Origin of the sequence: Thermoanaerobacter ethanolicus JW 200, from assembly GCF_003722315.1 — a bacterium.
Lineage (GTDB): Bacteria > Bacillota > Thermoanaerobacteria > Thermoanaerobacterales > Thermoanaerobacteraceae > Thermoanaerobacter > Thermoanaerobacter ethanolicus.
On the sequence record NZ_CP033580.1, the window covers coordinates 2872870 to 2894445 of the forward strand.

Genomic DNA, 21576 nt, shown 5'->3' on the forward strand with positions numbered 1-21576 from the left:
CACGAACGAGCTCTAAACTTTATAAGGGATGGGCTTAACAGATTTTTGCCAGCTCTTCATAAAAGTATTCCTTAGGCGTTTTGTAATTTAACAATTTTCGTGGAAGGTTATTAAGCCAGTTTTCTACTCTCTTTATCGTATCTATAGATAAATCTTTAATACTTTTACCTTTAGGGATGAAACGTCGTATAAGACCGTTATGTCGTTCATTTGTAGCTCTTTCCCAAGATGAATATGGATGTGTATAATATACTTCTACGCCATATTCTAAAAGAGCACTTTCTAAATCACTAAACTCTGTACCATTATCAGATGTTATTGTTTTAAAGACCTTGCTTAAATTGTCACCAAACATATCTTTTAATTTTGATAGTGCATCTTTAACAGATTTATTGTCTTTTGCATCTAATAAGAATATTATTTCATGGCGAGTCTTACGCTCTATTAATGTTAAAAGGACCTTGTCATTAGATTTCTTGCCAATTAACGTATCTATTTCCCAATGCCCAAAAACTTCACGGCTTTCAACTTCTTTAGGCCTAAAATCAATACTTTTACCCATAATACGTTTATTTTTACGATTTTGTTTCTTCCTTGGTTTTAAACGTAGTTTTAAAGGTAAATCAATGTTTTTAACTTCTAATAATCCTCTATCTATATAGTTGTACAGTGTTTTAGTACAAACAATAGTTTTATTATTCCAGCTTGGGTCTTTTTTACAATAGCCTACAACTGCATCTGGTGACCATTTTTCATTTAATATTTTATTTTCAGCATATTTCAAGAAATCTTCTGCTTTAGCTACTTTAAATTTAGCTCCGCAATTTGAACGATTTTTTTCGTAGATAGCTTGACCGGTTTCAGGAAAATAGCTTGTATAAGAAGATAAATCACTTCTAAGTTGTGTAGTAGTTCCACGTTTAATTTCACGGCTTATAGTGCTTGGAGATCGATTAAGTTTTTTAGCAATATACCGAATACTTCTTCCTTCTTTGAGTAATGCATAGATCTCTCCTCGTTCATAGCTACTTAAGTGTTTAAAAGAACGATTTTTTGTGGTATCATTATTATGAACCATAGTGAAAATCCTCCTTGTATGATGTTTAGTTGACACCTATATCATACACGATTTTCACTATGGTTTCTATTTTTTTATCTGTTGCATTTAATTATACAACTAACCCTTTTTAAAAGGTCTCTTAAAGGGGCTTTTTGTTGTAGACAAATAATATTTTGTATGCTATAATTGTAGAGAAAAAGTGAAAAAACCCTTTAATTTAGCCCAGCGAGGCTAAAAAGGAGGAAAATAAAATATCTATATTTGCATCCTCCTTTAGAGGGTTTTTTTGTAAACAAAAAACTCAAAGGAGGTTTTTTTATGTCAAACAAAATATACGGAATCGAAGAAACCCCCCCTATAAAACAAGCAATTCCACTATCTTTTCAGCACGTATTTGCCATGTTTGGTGCAACAATTTTAGTACCTCTTTTAACAGGTCTTGACCCAGCTGTTACCCTCTTCACATCAGGGCTTGGAACTTTAATATTCCACTTGATGACAAAAGGAAAAGTACCTGCGTATCTAGGTTCTTCCTTCGCCTTTATAGCACCTATAATAGCTGCAACTAAGCAATTTGGTGTAAGAGGTGCTTTTACTGGTATGATAGCAGCAGGCCTTGTATATATAGTGGTATTCATAATCATAAGCTTGACAGGCATCGATTGGTTAGAGAAATTGCTTCCCCCTGTTGTAGTAGGCCCTGTAGTTATGATAATAGGCCTAAGCCTTGCTCCTGTAGCAATAGCTCAAGCGCAAAAAGATTTAGCTACAGCTCTGTTTACAGTGGCATTAATAATCATATTCAGCATGTTTGGCAAAGGATTTATAAAAGTCATACCCATACTTTTAGGAACAATTGGCGGATATATATTCGCGATAACAAGAGGCCTTGTAGACTTCGGACCTGTTGCAAAAGCCTCATGGATTGCAATTCCCAAATTCTCCTTCTTAACAGGACATACTCCGGAACTGGCATGGGGTGCTGTCTCTTTGGTTGCGCCGCTGGCCTTAGTCGCTATAATTGAAGATTTAGGGCACGTCCTCGTAATAGGAAATATCGTTGAAAAAGATTTAATAAAAGACCCTGGATTTCATAGAGTAATGTTAGGTAATGGCCTTGCAACATCAATTGCGGCACTTTTTGGCGGACCACCCAGCACAACTTACGGTGAAAACATTGGAGTCCTTGCAATAACAAGAGTCTATAGCTCAAAAGTTATTCAAGGTGCAGCTATAATAGCAATACTTTTAAGCTTTATACAAAAAATAGGCGCTTTGATAGAAGTAATTCCGCAACCTGTTATGGGCGGAGTAACAATAATACTCTTTGGAATGATTGCGGCAGCAGGTATGAGAACACTTGTTGAAAATAAAGTAGATTTTTCTGACAGCAGAAATCTCATAATAGCTTCTGTAATACTGACTTTGGGTATAGGCGGTATAAAAATAGCCTTTGGAAACTTCGTCTTTGAAGGCATAGGTCCTGCCACCTTAGCAGGAATACTTCTAAACCTTGTCTTGCCCAAAATCAACTTAGCAAAAGCAAAAAAGACAGAAAAAACTTCAACCTCAAAAGAAGCCGTTCACGAAGCATAAAAAAGAGGGGACTTCCCCCCTCTTTTTTATGCTTTTTTGTTTTGCCACAGCTCTTACAAGAAATACAAAAAAGAGCCCATACACTTATGTACAGGCTCTTTTTTTAATTATCTATAATCTCCCAAAAGTCTTATATAGTCCTCTAAACTTCCATCCTCTAAACATGTTTCAATAATCTTCTTACCAAGAGGGTCAAGTTCAGGTACTAAGAATTGCTTTAATTCTCTTTTGAAGAATTCATTTAACATCTCAGCACCTTTGTCATATCCATCATCCCCTACTTCGGGCTGCTTGTTAACTTGCAGCAATTCGCGAGGAATAAAACTTCCGTTTATTTTTAATGTATTTAAAGCATAACCGAGGAGACTGCTTCTCGCTGGTGTAACTTGATCTGGTCTAAATCTTACACTTCCTCTTCTTGCAAGATATTCACGAGCTATCCATTCGGGCATAAATCCTACTTTCCACACTCCTATATATTGATTTGGAACGAGAATGTATCGAGTACCCGGTGTATTTATAATCTGCTGCAATAAAAGATTAGCGTGAATTACTCTTTTACCCGTTGCAAAAGGCCAATAAGAACCTACACCTTCGCTTTCGAGTCCACTTGTTCCTACTATACTTGGATTAGCGTGACCTCTCGGTGCAACTAATCTCCACAGCCAAGCAAGAGCAGGAGGCAACAAGTGTAGCATGCCTATTATACCGTAGGAAGGCTTTTCTTTTGAAGAAGGGGGAGTCCTCACACCAAAACTCCTCACATCCACTTCTACAGCTTCATCAACTACATTTGGCATAAACCTTCTTGGCATAATTACACGAGGATTGGGACAAGGTTTGCCAGGTGCATCCATAATATGTTCCCATATAAGACAAGTGGATTTAGGCACTCCGTCTATGTTTAAAAAGATTAAAGGCTCTTTAGGATAGATACATAACTTTTCAAAATGAGGGTCCGTTCCATATTCATTCATATGATCTACACGTATAAACCAACCTTTTTCTGCATCTTTTATCACTAATTTTTTACCTTGTTGCAAATCCGGATGGCACAATGCCATATCATCAGTTACAGGTTGTAATTCACAAGCTTCTTTAAGGTCTACGTATATTTCGTCACCTGTCACTAAATTGCGCCCTACTTTTATGCGCCCATCAGGCTCCCTGTGAATTTGCTCCAGCATTTCACTCTTTCCGCCACCGCTGGCACCCTCATGCATAATAGTCAATATATTGTCATAAGGAGTAATTATTCTCACTGCAGAAGCATGAGCAGTAATCCACCCTTCTTTTTCTCCCATTGTTAAGAGTACCCCATATATTCCTTTTTTTGCACTTGGCCCAGGATACAAGTTATACGAAAAAAGTTCATGGAGATTTTCTAATCGGTTGTGCACAACTACTTGCTTTCCATTAAAATGAGTATGCCTAAAGGGAGGGGCTAAATATACTATTGCTTTCGGAGTAAAACCTTCCGATATTTCCTTTTTAGGTATAAATCCTTGAATATCTGCAAGAGCCGTAGCGAAAAAACCAGCATTTTCAGGTGCCAAGAGAAGCGATGGATAACCGTACTCATCTCCACCAGACATAAAAGGCATGACAATTAAATTTTGCTTTTTCAGCCATTCAAAAGTTTTCTGCCTTAATTCGTCAAAATCATATCCATACCTATCCACAAACCTAGGTTTATCTGTCTCCCCATTATCAGCAACTACAAGACAATCTGGCTCTCTCCTTCTCATATAAGGCTCAGGATAATTAACTGCTAACCCATTTTTACACCTTGCCACAGTCGCTTCTAATACTTTCCCTTTTTCTGGAACATCATAAAAAATTTCAAAAAAGTCATTATTTCCTCCAACAGAAATTTCAAGAAGATGTTGTCTACTTTCTGGAATTGTTATTTTAGGACACACTTTTAATATTTCTTCTACTTCTTCTGGTAGTCTCATTTTATTTATAATTTCCATTGTTTCCTTATTAATAATGAGAGAAAAGTCCAACTTATACCACCTCACAATAATAAGTATAAGAATATTATACAAAAAAATTTTTAGCTTTGCAATTTGAATAATAAAATTTGCAAAATAAATTTTAGCATGTTCCTCCATTCCAAACTTTTCATTATAATATCGTTGTTTTGTAGGTACGCCTTTTGTAATCTTTTACATTGATGAAATTTTTAAATTGTCTTCTTGCAATTTTTATTAGTAATAGGTGCTAAAAATAAAAGCACCCATATAGAGTGCTTTTTTGTAATAAAGTTTTTTCATTATTTGTCCAAACCTTGTCTCTCCAAACCTTTTAATTTCAATATATAATTCATTTCAAAAACTGCTGCTTCTATTAGTTTATCGATTTCTTCGTCTGTTAACTTATTGCCAACCACTTTTTTTAATAAGTTAAAAACTTCCGCTTTTTTATCAGGTCCTTTACCTGGCCCTATTTGCTGTTCTATTGCTTGCACAAAAGTTTTTGCAATTTCATAGTATCTCTTCATTTTTTCCATACCAATTTTGGTATTTAAATAATCAATCAAATACCCAAGCGCAACCATTATAACGAGTTGAACACCAGCTGTCAAAATTGTCATGACCAAATCCCTCATTTATCTCCCTCCCAATATTTTCAATATTACAGAAGCAAATTCTCCCCAAGTGACATAACTTTTAGGGTCATAATGTTTATCTATAATTCCTTTCATCTGTAATTTTTCAATATCATCTGTTTGCTTATAATTTACGCTTTTTAAGAATTTAATTGTGCCATTTGCAATCCCTTGTGCAAAAGCATCTGGCTTTTGTAAAAGCAAATCTAAATTTTGTGGATTTGACATAAAAGCTGTTTCAACTAGTATCGCAGGCATTACAGTATGCTTCAGTACATAAAAACTTTCATATTTTACTCCTCTATTTGTTGTTTTTAACATTTCTACTATTTCATTTTGTACATATTGGGCTAAATTTCGTCCTGCTAAACTTCTGGGATACGCGTAAGTTTCCGTACCATTTGCGGAAGGATCTGTAAAGCTATTACAATGAATAGAAATAAAATAATCTGCTTTGCTCTTATTGGCAATATCACACCTTTGCTGTAAGTCTACTGTTTCATCTTTATCTCTTGTCATTATTACACCGATATTTTCCTTCACTAAAATATCCCTTATTTTTAAAGCTATATTTAGATTTATATCTTTTTCTTTATAATCACCCACAACAGCACCAGGATCCTTTCCTCCATGGCCGGGGTCAACAGCTATTAGCATATTAATCACCACCATCAAAATAATTTTTCCAACTTTTCTTTTATCATATAATATGCAGAAAAAAATAACAAGTTTATAAAAATTATCTTCTATCTCTTTCTAAATCAAAAATGACTTTTTCAATGTACCACTTTTCAGTTCGACCTGGATATTTAACTTTAAGACGCTGTATCTGAAGCTGAAGGGATTTTTCAGCTTGCTCCATTGAAGATAAAAACATAAGTTGCCTGTACTTTTGTTTAAGATGGTAAATTTCAATCCTCGGTTTTACTATAATAGCAATTACAATTAAAAATATTATAATAGCCACATATACCATTTATTTATCTCCTTTCATATACCTTTTCTTTTATCCAATTTAAAATATCTTCAAACACTTCCTCCCGATTAATCTCATTTAAAATTTCATGTCTCTTACTAGGATAAATTTTTATATCTACTAATGTACTACCCACGTTTTTGTAAATTCCATAAAGTCTATTTACTAATCTTCCATATTCCTCCACAGGATCCTCTTCACCTGAAATTATAAAAATAGGCAAATTTTGAGGTATGTTTTGCAGTCTCTCTTTTTTATATAAATTTAAAAGTGCCCATTATTAACATTTTCCCAACAATGAAGATATATTTTTTCTTCATCTTCGCCTTTTATAAAGTACCCCTTATAATCCTCCATTTAAACTCCCTCTTAAGGTTTTTGTTATACTACCTAAATAATTCCTTTCCAAAATTATACCACTTTTAATCTCTTTTACAAATAGCTTTTTTATTTTCTTTTAATAAAAATGACCCCTTTCACAAAAATTTCGTCTATATAAAAAAACGGTAAAATATGATATAATATAAAATAGCTCTTGGCAGAGTAGGTGTCTCGCGTGAAGTGCCGGAGGATGGGACGTTGCCTTCATTCTGGCAATTAGTCATAGCCATCGGAATAGGCCAGCTTATATCTTCTGTAATACTTGTACCTTATTTTATCCAATTGCTTTTCCATTTGTCCATGAAAGTTACATTACCTCCTCGAATTATTACTCAAATTATTTAAGTTCCTCTATATGTTCTTTTTTACGCAAATAATTTTGGAAAAACTACGTATAGTTTTTAACTTTAAAACCGAAGAAAAAGGAAAAAAGTAATACAATATAATTGGATAGGGATGTGCAAAATTAATAAAAATAATCACGATCAAAAACCAGAATATGTATGATATACAATATATAGTAATCAAAACTGACAATAAAACATAAAGAAAGTGGTAAGGGAAAAGAAAAGACAAAAAGAGGAGCTAAAAAAGGGCATAAATATCCTGTAGAAGTCAAATGTTAAAAAATGGCATGAACTAAATTCAGTAAAAGTTAAGCCGATTGCATCAGACCAATAAGGGACTTAAACTCATCAAATTTACCCAGTTTAATAGCTACAATAGCGACAGTAAGCAAAGTAATATGGCCAAAAGTATTAAGGTTGCTGACAGAATTAATATTTCTAACATAAGCTTTTTCAAAATCTAGAGCTTTAAAGCGGGAATTATATCTTTCTGATTCAATCCTCAATTTATAGACAGCCTTAAAATATAGGGAGTCTCTATTAATAGAGGACCTATAATCAGAAGATATAATAGCATACTTAGTACAGCCTCTATGCTTTTTGCCATTAAAATATTTAGGATGCTGAATAGGGCAGGCAGAGTCATCTTTAGAATTACAGAACTTGCAAACAAATTTTTGCTTAATAAAACCATCAAAATATTGCTTGCCGTCTTTGAGCATTTTAATACCTGCTTCACAAACCATATAACCATCATCAGTCAGTGGGGGATTTTTAGAATTACGCTTGTTAAGAGGAATAAAGCAATGACCGTGGAGAATATTTCTAACATAATTATAAAGTTTCTTAACATCATAGCCTTTATCAGCAATAAAATTAACATACTTAAGGTTAAACCACTTATTAGTCTTCTCAAGCAAAGACAAAGCAACTTCAAAATCAGGGGCATCAGCGGGAGTAGTAGTTTCAGCGATGGGTAAACCAGAGATAGCATCAACAATAATGTGATTTTTATAGCCCCAATAAAACTTATAGCGTTTATTAGAAGAATCATTAGAAGCAGAATAAACTCCTAATTTACAATCCTTATCAGACTTAGGCTGATTATCTTTAGAGAATTTATTTTTAGAAAAAGACTTAGGGTTATTTAACTTAGTGTTAGCTTTAATAGGGGTAGAATCCATGGAAATAAACTCACCAGAGATAATGCCCATATTTTTGAGGATATTGACCTGATTTTGAAAAATAGAGGTCAAATAATCATGAGAGAAGTCATTAATAAAACGGCGAAAAGTCCAATAAGAAGGAAGAGGTTTAGAAATGTCGAAGCCACAAAGATGAGCAATGATAAGATTATTGCGGAGATAATCTAAAAGGTCAGAAATTGTGCCGAATCTTTCAGCTTTCATGACAATAAAAGCTCTAAAAAGTGCATGATGAGAGTAACCCTTACGGCCAGGACTAGAGGAAGGGAATTCAGGTATTGAAGACAGGTCAAGATTTTCAAACATAGAAGAATAGAAATCAATTTTAGACAGAGAAGTAAAGAGTTCAGGTATATTTAAAAGTAATTGAAGCTGGTACATGTAGGATTTCCCCCTCCTTAAAAAATATTTTTATACGGTATATATAATAATTCGACAAATGGGAGGGGAAATCCTACATAAAAGATAAAAAATTCAAGAGTGATAGGAAAAAAGTATGTCTGTAGAATGGCTTAAATGAAGGCTTCTGAATTTTGCACAAGTCTAATATAATTGGATATAAAGGAGGCACAATATATTATGGAAAGTGAAGAATTTCTTGACTTTGCACCAATTAAATTTGTTTGCATTGATGACAAAGAAGAGCAAAATCGTATAATAGATGTTCTCATGTCTGTTGTTGATCCAGAAATCGGTATAGATATTATAAACCTTGGGCTTGTTTATGAAATTCACAAAGAAGATAATAAATTATACATTATAATGACACTAACAGCATTAGGTTGCCCACTTGCTGATGTGTTGTCAAATGAGGTAAAAAACGAAGTACTTTCAATTGGAGATTATAGTGAGGTAGAAGTAAAAATTGTATATTCACCTCCATGGGATCATGATCGTCTATCTTCATTTGCAAGAATGGAACTCGGAATCGAGTAGGAGCTGAATAATTATTTTATTCAGCGTCCTCTCACACCACCGTACGTACCGTTCGGTATACGGCGGTTCATTAGGAATTGTGTACAATTAGATATCTTTGGGATAAACTCTTATAACCTATGCTTTCAAAGTATTTATTTGTAAGAGTCTTATTTAGGATTGGGCTATTGGATATTCTTAAGTCACCTTTCCTTGTATTGGCGTATTCCCAGGCTTTTTGTTCTTCTACTCCTAGTTTTACTAAGTTATCATGCTTCGTTTTTATCTTCTTCCATTGTTTCCATATACATGCCCTTAGTCTTCGCCTTATCCATTCGTCAAGGGTTTTCATTATGCTTTTCGCGTCTGCTAATCCAAAATAGTTGACCCATCCTGTTGTTATTTGATTTAGTCTTTTTATTCTGTTTTCCATGCTTATTCCCTTGTTCCGATTGGTTATTTCTCTTACTTTTCCCTTAAACCTTTTGATGGATTTTTCATGGATTCTTATTCTTACTTCGTTTTCTTTTGTATAGAATGAAAATCCAAGAAATTTTCTTCTCCATGGTCTATCTACAGCACTTTTTGCTTCGTTGACTTTTAGTTTTAATTTGCTTTCTATGAATTTCTTTATGCTTCTCATTACTCTGTTTCCTGCAGACCTGCTTTTTACATATATGTTGCAGTCATCTGCATATCGGCAGAATTTATGCCCTCGTTTCTCAAGTTCTTTGTCTAGTTCGTCCAACATTATGTTTGCTAATAGGGGACTTAATGGCCCTCCTTGGGGTGTCCCTTCTTCTGTTGATACTTTGATTCCGTTTATCATTACTCCTGATTCTAGGTATCTTCGTATTAACTTTAGTACTCTTTTGTCCCCTATCCGCTTTTCTAGTTTGGACATTATTATGTCGTGGTTTACTCTGTCAAAGAATTTTTCTAAGTCCATATCTACAACCCATGTGTATCCTTCATTTATGTATGCTTCTGCGGCTTTTATTGCGTCTTTTGCACTGCGTCCTGGTCTGAATCCATAACTGCTATCAGAAAATGTATGGTTGTAGACTTTATTTAGTATTTGGGCTATTGCTTGTTGTATTAGTCTGTCTAGTACTGTAGGTATTCCTAGTAGTCTTACTCCTCCATCTGGTTTGGGAATTTCTACTCTTCGCACTGGTTGTGGTTTGTATTTCCCCTCCAGCAGTTGTTGTTTTATGGTTGCCCAGTTTTCTTTGAGATACGGTAGAAGTTCATCTACTCCCATCCCATCGACTCCATGGCTTCCTTTATTTGCAACAACGCGCTTGTATGCTGCTTCCATGTTCCCTCGTTCTACTATCATTTCAAGCATCTTGCCGGTATATCTTTGTACCTCGTTTCTTCCATCTTCCGACGCCGATGATATACTATGCACTTCCGTTGTCTTTTGAAATTCCATTTCTCTATTCAACGGATAGCCTCTTTGTTGAGTTGTCTGCAGTCTCTGCATATCTTTCGAGTCCATAAGATTTCCAAAACCTCCTAACGTTCGGTCCTTCCTTATCTATTCATGTCTAGATAAGTACTATGACCTCTGCTGACTTCTCAAGGTTCAGCCATACATCACTGCATGGGTTGTCACTTCAGATTTTACTTCCATGACTTATCCTTGAGACCTCCCCGGGTAAGAACGATAACTTTCATCTCATATATCTGCCAGATTTACTGTATGGGATTCGGGTAGTGTTGGACTTCGTTTTGTTACGCAAACTCATCCATCCCAATTCAGCCTCTTATCTGGTTCTTGTTCATCAGACCGAGATTTTGCCTTAAGCTTCCTTCAGATTCCACCTCACGATGGACACCCTTGCTCTTGGCTAGTGGTTCCCACTACCAAGCCCACAGCGGACTTTCACCGCCTAGTTATCGCCCATGCCGGGCGCACTTATAAAAAGGCGGTTTAAAACCGTCTTTTTATATAGCTCAAAAAAACAATAATTAAAAATTTAAAAAAGAATTGAATACTATCAATTCGAGTTATAAGTATTTTATATGGTATTGACCTATCTGAAACGAAGGATTATCTCGATGTAGAAAAATTATCAAAATTGATTAAGGATACATAGACAAAGGAAGAAAATTTTTCACAAGCCGATATAATTAGAAAGTTAGAATAAATCGCACTATTTATATTTAAAGATGAAAGATTAAAAGATCTGAGAATACCTGGTGATATACTTATAGGGATAAATTTTGAAGATGATGCAGAAGTGGAGAAAAAAATTGATAAATTAATATCATCTATGATTGATGACCAAATTTTAATAGAAAATTATCTTTTGGAAATTTCTTATGCGTTACAAAATTACGAATTTACTGAGAGGGAAATAAAAAATCTATTTCATTTGATAGGATTAGCTATATCAGATGAATACAAATCTCTCTTAAGAGTTATTGTAGTAAAGTGCTTTGCAGCTATAAGAAAAATTTTCAAGTAAAAATTTAATAAAGAACGAAGAAGGAGATTGCGTAGTGGTTGTCGAAATATAACATAGAGTTTCTTCCTTTGTGGGTTTTGGGTTTCGGTAATTCCTACCTTCGACACTAAAGGGAGGGAAGCCTTCTTTTTCTCAAATCTTTTTGTATCAAGTATTATAAGGTTTGATAACCCCCTAAATTAGGGGTTCATCTGATATAACTTGGTACGGGGGGAGAGGTGAATGAAAGAAAATTTTTATGGAGTTTATGAAGAAGTGTGGCATCAATGGAACGACTTTCAAAACACCATGACTATCTCAAAACAAATCGTTAGGTCGGAAATACTTAAATCTTGGGAAAGGAGCAAAATTGCAGGCGTCGATCCGTACCAGGAACAAGGACAAGAAATTATCGAGGGTGCCGCTTTAAAAGAAGTCAGAGAAAAACAAGAAGAACTAATTCAAGCTGCTAGGCCGATTATGGAAAAGCTTTTATCGCTGTCTGGTGACTATGGTTTCCTTGCAGTTTTAGTAGGAGAGGACGGTTATATATTAGAGACATTAGGGAACCACCAGGAAACTATAGACCTAGCTCGAAGAACCAATTTCATTCCTGGCGCATGCTGGCGAGAAGATAAAGTTGGCACTAACGGTATAGGAACTGCAATGGTTATAGGGCAAGCCCTTGATGTAACTGGGGCTGAACACTTCTCCCGCGGACTTCACTCTTGGACATGTACTGGTTCTCCAATTTTTAGTCCGGAAGGAAAACCTATTGGAGTTATTGATCTTTCGGGACCTTGGTACCGAGAAAATAAACTGGCATTAGCTACTATAGTATCTTCTGCAATTGCGATTGAAAACAATTTGAAGCAGAGTAAAGCCTTTAAAGAAACTTTACCTTACAGACAACTCTCAGAATACTTCTTAGAAAACAACAGTGATCCCTTATTAGTGATGGATAATACAGGAAGATTAATCAAGGTTAATTATGCATCTGAGAAATTTTTAGGATGGAAAAAAGAAGATTTAATAGGACGAAGAGCTGATGAAATATTTGACAATTCGCAGGAAATCCTATTCCTCATAAAAGCGCGGCAGAGTATAAAAAACAAGGAAATATTAGTGCAAAGTAGAAAAGGTATCTTGCGGTGTAGCGCAGATGTTTCACCTATAAGTGGTTATTACAATGAAAATGTAGCGGCTCTAATAGCTCTAAAAATGCATGAAGGTAGTCAATTTTATATAAGCTCTCCTCCAGCCTTAAAAGGATTCGAAGTAATATTGGGAAATCATCCCTGTTTGCGTGAAAGTATACGATTAGCCCAAATTGCAGCAAATAGCGATGCACCAGTCCTTATTTTAGGAGAGACAGGGACAGGGAAAGACCTTTTTGCAAGAGCCATTCATGAGGCTAGCGGTAGGAAAGGACCTTTTGTGGCGATAAATGGTGGTGCTTTGCCGCGAGAATTAATTGGAAGTGAGCTTTTCGGCTATGTAGGCGGAGCTTTTACCGGTGCACGACCAGAGGGCAAGCCAGGTAAATTTGAACAAGCACAAGGAGGTACTTTATTTTTAGACGAGATAGGCGATATGCCTATGGATATACAGGTTTACCTTTTACGAGTGTTAGAAGAAAAAAAGGTAGTTCGAATAGGCGGACATAAGGAGATACCGTTAGATGTTCGAATTATTGCTGCGACCAATTCGGATTTAACAAAGTTAGTAAGAGAGAAAAAATTTCGAGAGGATTTGTATTATCGCCTGAGAGTTCTCACTATTCATTTATGCCCGTTACGAGAACGCAAAAGTGATATACCTCTTCTTTTTCAACATTTTGTCAATAAATTTTCGCAAAAATTAGGCAAAAATATTACCAATATTGATCCATCAATTTGGCCTTTATTAAGTAATTACGACTGGCCAGGAAACATTAGGGAATTACGAAATGTGGCAGAATGGGCAGTGAATATAGCAGAGGGTAGTACAATTTCTGTTAATCATTTGCCACCTTACTTGTCTGGCTCTCAAACTATCCGCGAGAACAGCAGTACTTTTTCTTCTACCTCTCTTATTGAACTGGAAAAGCAGGAGATTAGTCGACTTCTCGAACATTACGGTGGTAATATAACCAAAGTTGCTGAAGCCTTAGGCATAGCACGGAACACTTTGTATAGGAAGCTTTATAAATATGGACTAAAGACTCGTTATGGTGTTCCAAAATCTAACGTTACAAAAAGAGACATAAGTTACAAAGAGGCAGATTAAGATTTCATAATTTCTTGTAAAAATCAAGAGATGAGTAAACCAGCACTCAATAATGGGTGCTGGCATATTTTTTGCAAGAATATATTTAATGCAAAATGCAAAATCTAAAAGGGGGGATGTAACAAAAGAAATTAAAATATATTCACCTTCTTTGATATTATAAAGCAGGGTAGTATATTGTAAAAAATTGAAAAATTGTAAATAGATAGGAGTGAAAAGGTATGAACATTCCCAAAGAAACTCTTATGCGTATGTACCTTGAGATGGTTACAATTCGATTATATGAGGAAACCATGGCTGAAGCCTATCAGGAAGGGAAATACCCAGTATTCAACATTGCATCAGGCCCAGTCCCTGGTGAGATGCATTTAGCTGCAGGACAGGAGCCTGTAGCTGTAGGGGTATGCATGCACCTTAAAAAGGAGGATGCTGTAGTAGGTACTCACCGGCCTCACCACTTTGCTATTGCAAAAGGAGTAGACCTCAAACGCATGACAGCAGAAATATTTGGTAAAGTTACCGGTTTAGGCCGCGGCAAAGGTGGTCACATGCACCTCTTTGACCCTGATGTACACTTCAGCTGCAGTGGTATCGTCGGTGCTAGTATTCCACAAGCAGTAGGAGCAGCTCTAGCTTTCAAAATGCGCAAGGAAAAACGTGTAGCTGTGGCCTTTTTTGGTGACGGTGCTGCAAATCAGGGTGCTTTTCATGAGGGGCTTAACTTAGCTGCAATTTGGAAGCTACCTGTGGTGTTTGTATGTGAGGACAATAGTTGGGCAATTTCTGTACCAAAACAAAAGTCCACAGCTATTAGTCGAAATGCTGACCGTGCAGTTGCATATGGTATACCCGGAATATACGTGGGAGAAAACGATGTCTTAGCTGTCTACGATGCTGCTGGCGAGGCAGTAGAGCGAGCGCGCCAGGGGGAGGGTCCAACTCTTATTGAAGTTAAAACAGATCGTTTCTTTGGGCATTTCCAGGGTGATCCAGAAGTCTATAGACCCAAGGACGAAGTTCCACGTCTAAAGCAAAATGATCCAATTAAGCGGTTCAGGAAATACCTTATTGAAAATGGCATAGCCAAAGAAGCTGAAATTAAACAATTAGACGATGAAGCACGGAAGCGTGTTGAGGATGCTTTCTTGTTTGCTCGGGAGTCACCCTACCCAGCACCGGAAGAAGCTCTACTTCACGTGTTTGTAGAATAGTGAGTTACGCGTTTAGTGGTGAATAGTATGTAAAGGAGGAGAAAATTATGTCTGCGATAACCACGCGAAAGCTTACTATGGCAAAAGCAATTGCTGAGGCCATTAGTTTGGAGATGGAAAGGGATCCGAGAGTTTTTGTCATGGGTGAGGACGTAGGTGTATATGGAGGTATATTCAGTGCCACAGCTGGGCTATATGAAAAATTTGGGCCAGAAAGAGTTATCGATACACCCATTTCCGAAACAGGTTTTATAGGTGCTGCTTTAGCAGCTGCTATGGAAGGTATGCGTCCTATAGTAGAATTAATGTTTGTAGACTTCTTTGGCGTGTGTATGGATCAAATTTATAATCACATTGCCAAAAACACTTACTTTTCAGGGGGAAATATTCGGATACCTTTGGTGCTCATGACTGCGGTTGGTGGTGGTTACAACGATGCAGGACAGCATTCACAGTGTCTTTGGGGGACTTTCGCTCATCTGCCTGGTCTCAAAGTAGTTGTACCTTCTACTCCCTATGACGCCAAAGGTCTGATGATTTCAGCCATACGGGATGACAATCCTGTTCTATACATGTTCCACAAGGGGTTACTTGGTCTGGGTTGGATGACCCTTATTAAGGACAGCACTGGCCCTGTCCCTGAGGAGCCTTATACGATCCCGTTTGGTAAAGCAGAGGTAAAACGGGAAGGAAAAGATGTTTCGATAATCAGCGTGGCTATGGGCGTCTATCAAGCATTAGAGGCGGCTAAAGAGCTGGAAAAAGAAGGTATAAGTGTTGAGGTTCTGGACCTCAGGACATTGGTGCCATTAGACCGCGAAGCCATAATAAATACTGTAAAAAAGACCCGTAGAGTATTGGTAGTGGATGAAGACTACTTGAGCTATGGTATGAGCGGAGAAGTTGCTGCAACTGTAGTTGAGCATGCTTTTGACTACTTGGAAGCGCCTGTCAAACGGTTAGCAGTTCCAGACGTGCCTATCCCATATTCTCGTCCTTTGGAACAGTTTGTATTACCTTTAAGTTCTAAAATTGTGAATGCAGTTAAGGAATTGCTCAGGTCATAATAATGAAATTTCAAAGCAGGAGGACTGATATCTTATGCCATACGAATTTCGCATGCCTAACGTGGCATCAAATGGAATAGAAGGGTTTGTGGTGAATTGGTTCAAGGATGAAGGACAGCCAGTACAAGCAGACGAATTGCTGCTGGAAGTACAATTTGAAAAAGTAGTTGTTGAAATCCAGGCTCCAGTAAGCGGCATACTTACAAAAATCCTATGCCCCCAAGGCCATGTAGTTAAGGTTGGGCAGCCGCTCTGCTTGATCGAAGAAGAGGCCACGGAGGCGGCTGGAGGTAGTGAATCTGCGACACCTCCAGTCTATGCGCCAGAGGAAACGACCCACATCCACGGCGAGACGGAGCAGAGATCCCAGAGTACTCCAGTGGATACCCAGGATCCCGGTAACAGGACAGGAGATGTAAGAGCTACCCCTGCAGCCCGTAAGCTTGCCCGTGAATTGGGAATTTCTCTGGAGGCAGTACCGGGAACCGGCCCGGGCGGTCGTATTACTGAGGAGGATGTTAAGAAATTTGCTCAACGTTCTGAAAAGACAGATTTAAAAGCAAAAAGGGTACCCCTCACTCCTACTCAACGTTTAGTTGGTGCGAGGATGTTACAAAGCCTGCGAGAAACTGCACAGTTTACATTAGGGCGGGAGATAGATGTAAGCGCGTTAATCAAAGTCCGCATGGAGCTTAGACAAAAAGGTTCACCTGCCAACATGACGGATCTTATACATAAAGCAGTGGTTCGGGCGATTTTAGAAAATCCTGAAATGCAGGCTATTATTGATGGAGACGATATGATACTGCCTGCAGAAGTTCACTTGGGATTTGCTGTTGCCCGTGGCGATGAACTTTTAGTGCCTGTAATCAAAAATGCTCATAGACTCAATCTTAATGAAATGGCTGTTGAGAGACGCCGGCTTACTGATGCAGTTCTGCAAGGTATTATAAAGCCAGAAGAGCTACAAGGAGGTACCTTTACGATTACAAATCTGGGTACTTATGGTATTGATTTCTTTACCCCTGTGCTATATCCAAAGCAATCTGCAATTCTCGGTATTGGAAGAATAGTGGAACGACCAGTTCTTGAGAATGGAAACGTCCGCTCCGCGCAATTTATGACTCTTAGTCTTACTGTAGATCACCAGGTAATAAACGGCGCACCTGCTGCGAGATTCTTAACTCGGCTGGCGGAACTTCTTTCTCAACCTGAAGCGCTCTTGGAGTCGTAATAGCAAAAGGGCAATGCATGTGCGCTGCCCTTTTAGAATACACGAAAAAAAGACAAGAGGAGTGGTTTCAATAAGGTGCATTAGGTGGTACCTGGATTTATGTCAATATAGTAGACACAAAAACTCGAAATTTTTATACTAAGTTTTTAATTATATCTTCATATTTCTGGTCAATGTTGCTGCCATCAGGGCAATTTATAAATTCATTTATTTAAATTAAAGAGAATTTATAAATATTGTCTCTGTGCAAGAGCCTCAGCTTTTTGTAAAAATAAAAAGCTGAGGCTCTTATACGATAATTTAGGGAGTCATTTGACCTTTTTCATTAAACAACCTTATTGATTATTTTTATTAAACGTTCCTCAATTTCTTTAGCAATGTCTTTAATTTCTACATTATCGCTGTCCATATGTGAGAATAATTGAGCTAATTTTAAAACACCTATTTTTGTTTCTTTTGTATCTTCTATAATTACAATTTTACATGGTAGAAAGTAGCTTGCCATTGGGTCAATTGCGATAATTTTTGCAGCGGCATTAGGATTACAAACTTCTAAAATTGTTACACTGTGATTATAAGGCAGCCCTTTTTCAGCGAGTTTTTTGTGCAATTCAAATTCCCATAACACACCAAAGTTTTTCTCTTTAAGTTCTTTTTTTAAGTCCTCAATCAACTCTTTTGTTTTTTTATAGGTAGTTAACGTGAAGTCAAACATAGTTTTTTCTCCTCTCATTTATCTTTTTTTCTTTGATGAAAAATTTGTGTGTACTCTTAGTATAAGATTATTTTAAATTAAAAATTTGAAGAAAATGTGAAGGAAAATTTACTAAGAGATTATTTTATAGACATTAGAACTCCTTAGATACTTGCGGATAAAAAGGCGTGAAATAAATCCCATCTAACAGGCGGTCAGCTTTGGATATTTGTGGGTATTATAGGGTTATTGGATTCAATTTTTAGCGGCATGTGGAAATTCATTTTTTTTGATTGTTCCACAATTACTAAATCAAACAATTCTTTTCTACTTTTTACTTTCAATATTAGAATGCTCTTTCTGTCTTTTCTTTCTCCCATAGCTCTTTTATTGAGGCTACTTATAGCCTCTTCCTTATCCTCCTTCTATGTCAAATTTACAGCTTTTTACGCAATTTCTTCCTGCGCCTTTTGCTTCATACAACATGTTGTCTACTCGAATAAGAACTGTGTCAATGGTATCAGTGTCCCTATATTCAGTTACTCCAAAGCTTGCTGTTACATCCCCTATTCCTTGCAGTTCCATCCTACTTATCTGTTTTCTAAGCTCTTCAGCCAGATCAACTGCATTATTCAAAGAAGTTTCAGGCAGGAGGATTATAAATTCTTCTCCTCCCCAGCGCGCAAAACAATCTGTCTTGCGTATCCTTTCTTTTACTGTATCGGCAACACTTTTAAGAACCATATCTCCTGCAGCATGCCCAAAACGGTCATTTACCTTTTTGAAATGATCTAAGTCAAACATAATAAGGGAAAATGGCCTTCTATTTCGTTTTACTCGCTCTATTTCCTGCTCCAGCATCTGCATGAAAAAACGCCTGTTATAAGTATTTGTAAGGGGATCGGTAATAGATTGGTGATAAAGTAATTCCTCCAATCTTTTGCGCTCGCTTATGTCGCGAATTATGCCTATTGCATGCCATGCATCTTTAATTTTTACAGCAGAAAGTGAAAGTTCTACATCAATTTCATAGCCGTTTTTATGCCTTGCTTTTAGCTCGATTGTTTTCCCTACAGTATTCCCCTTGCCGGTCAAGCGGAATCTTTTAAATGCTTTTCTATATACTTCGTACAGTCGTTCATCTTGAATCATAAGTGCGTGTAATTCTTTTCCTATTATTTCTTCTCTTGAATATCCAAGTATGCGTTCTGCTGCAGGATTCCAGAAGGTTACTTTCCCTTTGTCATCAAGCATAATAATAGCATCTCCTGCCGATTCCATTATGGTGCTTAAAATCTCATTCCTCTCCTTCAGTTCTTTTTCCATTGTTCTACGCTCCGTTATATCAATCACAAGTGCTGCATATACTTTTTCTTTCCCAAATTCTATAAGTTCCAAGTGAACTTCTACTGGATAAAGAGAACCATCTTTCCTGCGGTGTACTGTGTTAAAGATAATTTGCTTCTGTTCTCCTTTAGAAAGAGGGGCAAGAAGTTCTTTAAAGCTTTGCAATGTAAACTCCGGTTTTAAGTCAACAGGAGTCATTTCTTTGAACTCTTCTTCAGTATATCCTAAATTTTTCTTCGCACCCCCGTTTACTGCAATGAATTTTAGTGTCTGTGGATGGAATATGTAAATTTCATTGAGTGAGTCTTCAAAAAGATTTTTATAAAATTCAAGCTCTTTCTTTGCTTTCCATTGTTCAGTAATGTCAAAGATAATCAGATGCATCAGTGTTTTTCCTTGATAATCTACAGGGGATGAATATACTTCTACTAATCTCTCTTCTCCGTTAGCTAACCGTTGGAAGCAAATGCAGGGATTACAACCCTTCTTTAAAGCTTCCGAACACTTTTGACCACCATCTATGGTAGAAACGCCAACAACAGCTTCTATGTCCATCTGCAGCATAGTTTCTTTGGAATAACCGTAGAAATGACAGGCAGCTTTGTTAGCATCAATAATGCGTCCTGATTCTGGTTCGATAAGTAGCATCACTACATCATGGCTTTCAAACATACTGTGAAACAACTCTTCTCTCTTTTTTATCTGTATTTTAGCCTCATAAAGCTTAAAAGCCATTTCTATTTGAGATATGAGTACATACTCATCTACACCCTTAAGAACATACCCATAAGCTGAAACTGACTTTATTTTTTCCATTATTTCTTTACTGGCATTAGCAGTTAGAAATAAAATTGGTATATCTTTATGGTGTTGAATTATTCTTGCTGTATCTATTCCGTCGATTGTTCCTCTAAGTTCTATGTCCATAAGAATTAAATCTGGACTTTGAACACTATTTACTACTTTTTTAACAGTCTCTTCTCCTGATGTGATTATCTCTGTTTTGTATCCGTATTTATTTAGAATGTCTGCTGCTATTTGTGCATTAAGTTTGCTGTCCTCTACAATAAGGATTTTCTTTGGAAAAGCAGCGTTCATCAGTTAGTACCCCCAATTAATGCGAAGTAGATGGAGATTATAAAACCCTTTATGTATTTTCGAAAAATTACTCAAGAGTTTTATTTTCCGAAATATTATTATACTTTTTTCCCTCAAAAAACACAATAAAAATTTTCCGTTCAAGTGCAAATTTTGCGTAAAATTTTCCTCATTTATAATTGTGTATTCCCATTAAAAAAAAAGTTTAAAATCAAAATAGTAGATAAATCTTTCAATAAATAAAGCATTTGAACGAATTTTAGAGTAAAAACTTTTGACAATATCCTACTTGGAGAAGGAAAGCACAATATGACGAAGGGAAAAGTATTGAAAGACAAAACACCTGTATTGAGCATAGTTAGATATTTATTTCCCGTATTTTATAAAGGCAGCATGTTTGAGCGCACAGGAAGATAATACAGTAAAAATCAAAGTATATAAAAACAACAATTGGATGTGGCATAATATAGAATTTAAAACGAAAAGTCTTGAGCATAGAGATATGAAAGGCTTTAAAGAAATAAATCCTAGTTTAGTAAATAGTGATAAATGTTACCAAATCTTTCTACAAAAATTATTTATTTTTGGGGAAAGGATTAAATATACAATTAGTGAAAGAGGATAAATAATTTTTCTGAATTTTTTTAAATTTTTAAGAAGGAATTATGCTTTTTTTGTCGAATATAGTACTTTAACAGATAATAATGTAAAAAACAAAACAGTTAACTATTTATATTGTATATCTTTGCTTTTGTAAGTAAGTTATAACTTGAAAACAACTAAAAAAATTTATATTGTCTTTTTCTCAAAAAAAAACGAAAATAATCATCCAAATTACACTAGATGATAAATCCCGGCCCGATGACCAAGAACTGCATATAAGGCTGACTTAAAGCAGACGAGTTTGTCAAACAAAACAAAGCCCAATATTGTTTGACCCCCATTCAATTTGTTTTTAAACATTTATCAAGATAATAAGGGCGAGAAGAGTGGATATCACGTTCCCTACGAGCTTTGATTTTTCAAGAGTTTTACCACAATAAGGACAACGGAAGATGGCAATTTTAGAATAATAAGTTTTGGAGTTAATAGATAATAGTCGCTTGG

The 21576-nt window shown here is 36.3% G+C and carries 19 protein-coding genes; 8 read left to right on the forward strand and 11 right to left on the reverse strand.

Annotation, left to right across the window (positions count from 1 at the left end):
* Positions 1-34: 34 nt before the first annotated feature.
* Positions 35-1078 carry an IS30 family transposase gene (locus EB239_RS14345; protein ID WP_129545101.1) on the reverse strand — a complete coding sequence of 348 codons (1044 nt, stop codon included), beginning with the start codon at positions 1076-1078 and terminating at the stop codon, positions 35-37.
* A 300-nt stretch (positions 1079-1378) separates the two neighbouring features.
* Between EB239_RS14345 and EB239_RS14350 the strand changes: the two genes are divergently transcribed.
* Entirely contained in the window at positions 1379-2656 is a 1278-nt protein-coding gene (locus EB239_RS14350) for a solute carrier family 23 protein (protein WP_003870993.1), read from the forward strand.
* Between the two features lie 107 nt (positions 2657-2763).
* On the opposite strand, the gene EB239_RS14355 is transcribed toward EB239_RS14350, so the two are convergent.
* From EB239_RS14355 to EB239_RS14385, 6 genes are all read right to left on the reverse strand, one after another.
* A complete protein-coding gene (locus EB239_RS14355; protein WP_003870992.1) occupies positions 2764-4773 on the reverse strand; it encodes a DUF4914 family protein in 2010 nt (669 codons plus the stop codon).
* 161 nt (positions 4774-4934) lie between these two features.
* Entirely contained in the window at positions 4935-5270 is a 336-nt protein-coding gene (locus tag EB239_RS14360) for a phage holin (protein WP_003870991.1), read from the reverse strand.
* Positions 5271-5927: an N-acetylmuramoyl-L-alanine amidase family protein gene (locus EB239_RS14365; protein WP_003870990.1), complete on the reverse strand. Its 657-nt coding sequence runs from the start codon at positions 5925-5927 to the stop codon at positions 5271-5273.
* Between the two features lie 82 nt (positions 5928-6009).
* Entirely contained in the window at positions 6010-6246 is a 237-nt protein-coding gene (locus tag EB239_RS14370; RefSeq protein WP_003870989.1) for a hypothetical protein, read from the reverse strand.
* A 4-nt stretch (positions 6247-6250) separates the two neighbouring features.
* Entirely contained in the window at positions 6251-6490 is a 240-nt protein-coding gene (locus EB239_RS14375) for an alpha/beta hydrolase (protein ID WP_228378978.1), read from the reverse strand.
* A 792-nt stretch (positions 6491-7282) separates the two neighbouring features.
* Positions 7283-8560: a transposase gene (locus tag EB239_RS14385; protein WP_129545167.1), complete on the reverse strand. Its 1278-nt coding sequence runs from the start codon at positions 8558-8560 to the stop codon at positions 7283-7285.
* 198 nt (positions 8561-8758) lie between these two features.
* Between EB239_RS14385 and EB239_RS14390 the strand changes: the two genes are divergently transcribed.
* Complete coding sequence (locus tag EB239_RS14390) at positions 8759-9115, forward strand: metal-sulfur cluster assembly factor (RefSeq protein WP_003871252.1); 357 nt, start codon at positions 8759-8761, stop codon at positions 9113-9115.
* Positions 9116-9185: 70 nt separating this feature from the next.
* Here EB239_RS14390 and ltrA read toward each other — a convergent pair whose 3' ends face one another.
* A complete protein-coding gene (gene ltrA, locus EB239_RS14395; RefSeq protein WP_129545079.1) occupies positions 9186-10598 on the reverse strand; it encodes a group II intron reverse transcriptase/maturase in 1413 nt (470 codons plus the stop codon).
* A 778-nt stretch (positions 10599-11376) separates the two neighbouring features.
* Between ltrA and EB239_RS15170 the strand changes: the two genes are divergently transcribed.
* The 5 genes from EB239_RS15170 to EB239_RS14425 all read left to right on the forward strand — a co-directional run bounded on the left by EB239_RS15170 (position 11377) and on the right by EB239_RS14425 (position 17330).
* Positions 11377-11571, forward strand: a complete 195-nt coding sequence (locus tag EB239_RS15170) for a hypothetical protein (RefSeq protein ID WP_318261413.1) — start codon at positions 11377-11379, stop codon at positions 11569-11571.
* A gap of 222 nt (positions 11572-11793) precedes the next feature.
* On the forward strand, positions 11794-13818 hold the full coding sequence (locus EB239_RS14410) for a sigma-54-dependent Fis family transcriptional regulator (RefSeq protein WP_003871259.1): 2025 nt from the start codon (positions 11794-11796) through the stop codon (positions 13816-13818).
* Between the two features lie 221 nt (positions 13819-14039).
* Positions 14040-15029 (forward strand): thiamine pyrophosphate-dependent dehydrogenase E1 component subunit alpha, encoded by a 990-nt coding sequence (locus tag EB239_RS14415; RefSeq protein WP_003871260.1) that lies wholly within the window; start codon positions 14040-14042, stop codon positions 15027-15029.
* A gap of 47 nt (positions 15030-15076) precedes the next feature.
* Complete coding sequence (locus tag EB239_RS14420; protein ID WP_003871261.1) at positions 15077-16096, forward strand: alpha-ketoacid dehydrogenase subunit beta; 1020 nt, start codon at positions 15077-15079, stop codon at positions 16094-16096.
* A 34-nt stretch (positions 16097-16130) separates the two neighbouring features.
* A complete protein-coding gene (locus tag EB239_RS14425; protein WP_003871262.1) occupies positions 16131-17330 on the forward strand; it encodes a dihydrolipoamide acetyltransferase family protein in 1200 nt (399 codons plus the stop codon).
* A 325-nt stretch (positions 17331-17655) separates the two neighbouring features.
* Here the strand turns inward: EB239_RS14425 and EB239_RS14430 are convergent, their stop codons facing one another.
* From EB239_RS14430 to EB239_RS14435, 3 genes are all read right to left on the reverse strand, one after another.
* On the reverse strand, positions 17656-18063 hold the full coding sequence (locus tag EB239_RS14430) for a DUF302 domain-containing protein (RefSeq protein ID WP_318261414.1): 408 nt from the start codon (positions 18061-18063) through the stop codon (positions 17656-17658).
* Between the two features lie 176 nt (positions 18064-18239).
* Positions 18240-18404 carry a hypothetical protein gene (locus EB239_RS14670; RefSeq protein WP_164995799.1) on the reverse strand — a complete coding sequence of 55 codons (165 nt, stop codon included), beginning with the start codon at positions 18402-18404 and terminating at the stop codon, positions 18240-18242.
* 34 nt (positions 18405-18438) lie between these two features.
* Positions 18439-20469 (reverse strand): GGDEF domain-containing response regulator, encoded by a 2031-nt coding sequence (locus EB239_RS14435; RefSeq protein ID WP_003871264.1) that lies wholly within the window; start codon positions 20467-20469, stop codon positions 18439-18441.
* 397 nt (positions 20470-20866) lie between these two features.
* On the opposite strand from EB239_RS14435, the gene EB239_RS14440 reads away from it, so the two are divergent.
* Entirely contained in the window at positions 20867-21094 is a 228-nt protein-coding gene (locus tag EB239_RS14440; protein WP_042835628.1) for a hypothetical protein, read from the forward strand.
* Positions 21095-21576 lie beyond the last annotated feature (482 nt).

Excerpts from the sequence above, each read along its gene's own strand:
- EB239_RS14425 (WP_003871262.1), top strand. The coding sequence starts at position 16,131 with ATGCCATACGAATTTCGCATGCCTAACGTGGCATCAAATGGAATAGAA.
- EB239_RS14410 (WP_003871259.1), top strand. The coding sequence starts at position 11,794 with ATGAAAGAAAATTTTTATGGAGTTTATGAAGAAGTGTGGCATCAATGG.
- EB239_RS14355 (WP_003870992.1), bottom strand. The coding sequence starts at position 4,773 with ATGGAGGAACATGCTAAAATTTATTTTGCAAATTTTATTATTCAAATT.
- EB239_RS14360 (WP_003870991.1), bottom strand. The coding sequence starts at position 5,270 with ATGAGGGATTTGGTCATGACAATTTTGACAGCTGGTGTTCAACTCGTT.
- EB239_RS15170 (WP_318261413.1), top strand. The coding sequence starts at position 11,377 with ATGATTGATGACCAAATTTTAATAGAAAATTATCTTTTGGAAATTTCT.
- EB239_RS14430 (WP_318261414.1), bottom strand. The coding sequence starts at position 18,063 with ATGAGAGGAGAAAAAACTATGTTTGACTTCACGTTAACTACCTATAAA.
- EB239_RS14435 (WP_003871264.1), bottom strand. The coding sequence starts at position 20,469 with ATGAACGCTGCTTTTCCAAAGAAAATCCTTATTGTAGAGGACAGCAAA.
- EB239_RS14370 (WP_003870989.1), bottom strand. The coding sequence starts at position 6,246 with ATGGTATATGTGGCTATTATAATATTTTTAATTGTAATTGCTATTATA.
- EB239_RS14390 (WP_003871252.1), top strand. The coding sequence starts at position 8,759 with ATGGAAAGTGAAGAATTTCTTGACTTTGCACCAATTAAATTTGTTTGC.
- EB239_RS14365 (WP_003870990.1), bottom strand. The coding sequence starts at position 5,927 with ATGCTAATAGCTGTTGACCCCGGCCATGGAGGAAAGGATCCTGGTGCT.
- EB239_RS14350 (WP_003870993.1), top strand. The coding sequence starts at position 1,379 with ATGTCAAACAAAATATACGGAATCGAAGAAACCCCCCCTATAAAACAA.
- EB239_RS14415 (WP_003871260.1), top strand. The coding sequence starts at position 14,040 with ATGAACATTCCCAAAGAAACTCTTATGCGTATGTACCTTGAGATGGTT.
- EB239_RS14385 (WP_129545167.1), bottom strand. The coding sequence starts at position 8,560 with ATGTACCAGCTTCAATTACTTTTAAATATACCTGAACTCTTTACTTCT.
- ltrA (WP_129545079.1), bottom strand. The coding sequence starts at position 10,598 with ATGGACTCGAAAGATATGCAGAGACTGCAGACAACTCAACAAAGAGGC.
- EB239_RS14420 (WP_003871261.1), top strand. The coding sequence starts at position 15,077 with ATGTCTGCGATAACCACGCGAAAGCTTACTATGGCAAAAGCAATTGCT.
- EB239_RS14345 (WP_129545101.1), bottom strand. The coding sequence starts at position 1,078 with ATGGTTCATAATAATGATACCACAAAAAATCGTTCTTTTAAACACTTA.
- EB239_RS14670 (WP_164995799.1), bottom strand. The coding sequence starts at position 18,404 with ATGGGAGAAAGAAAAGACAGAAAGAGCATTCTAATATTGAAAGTAAAA.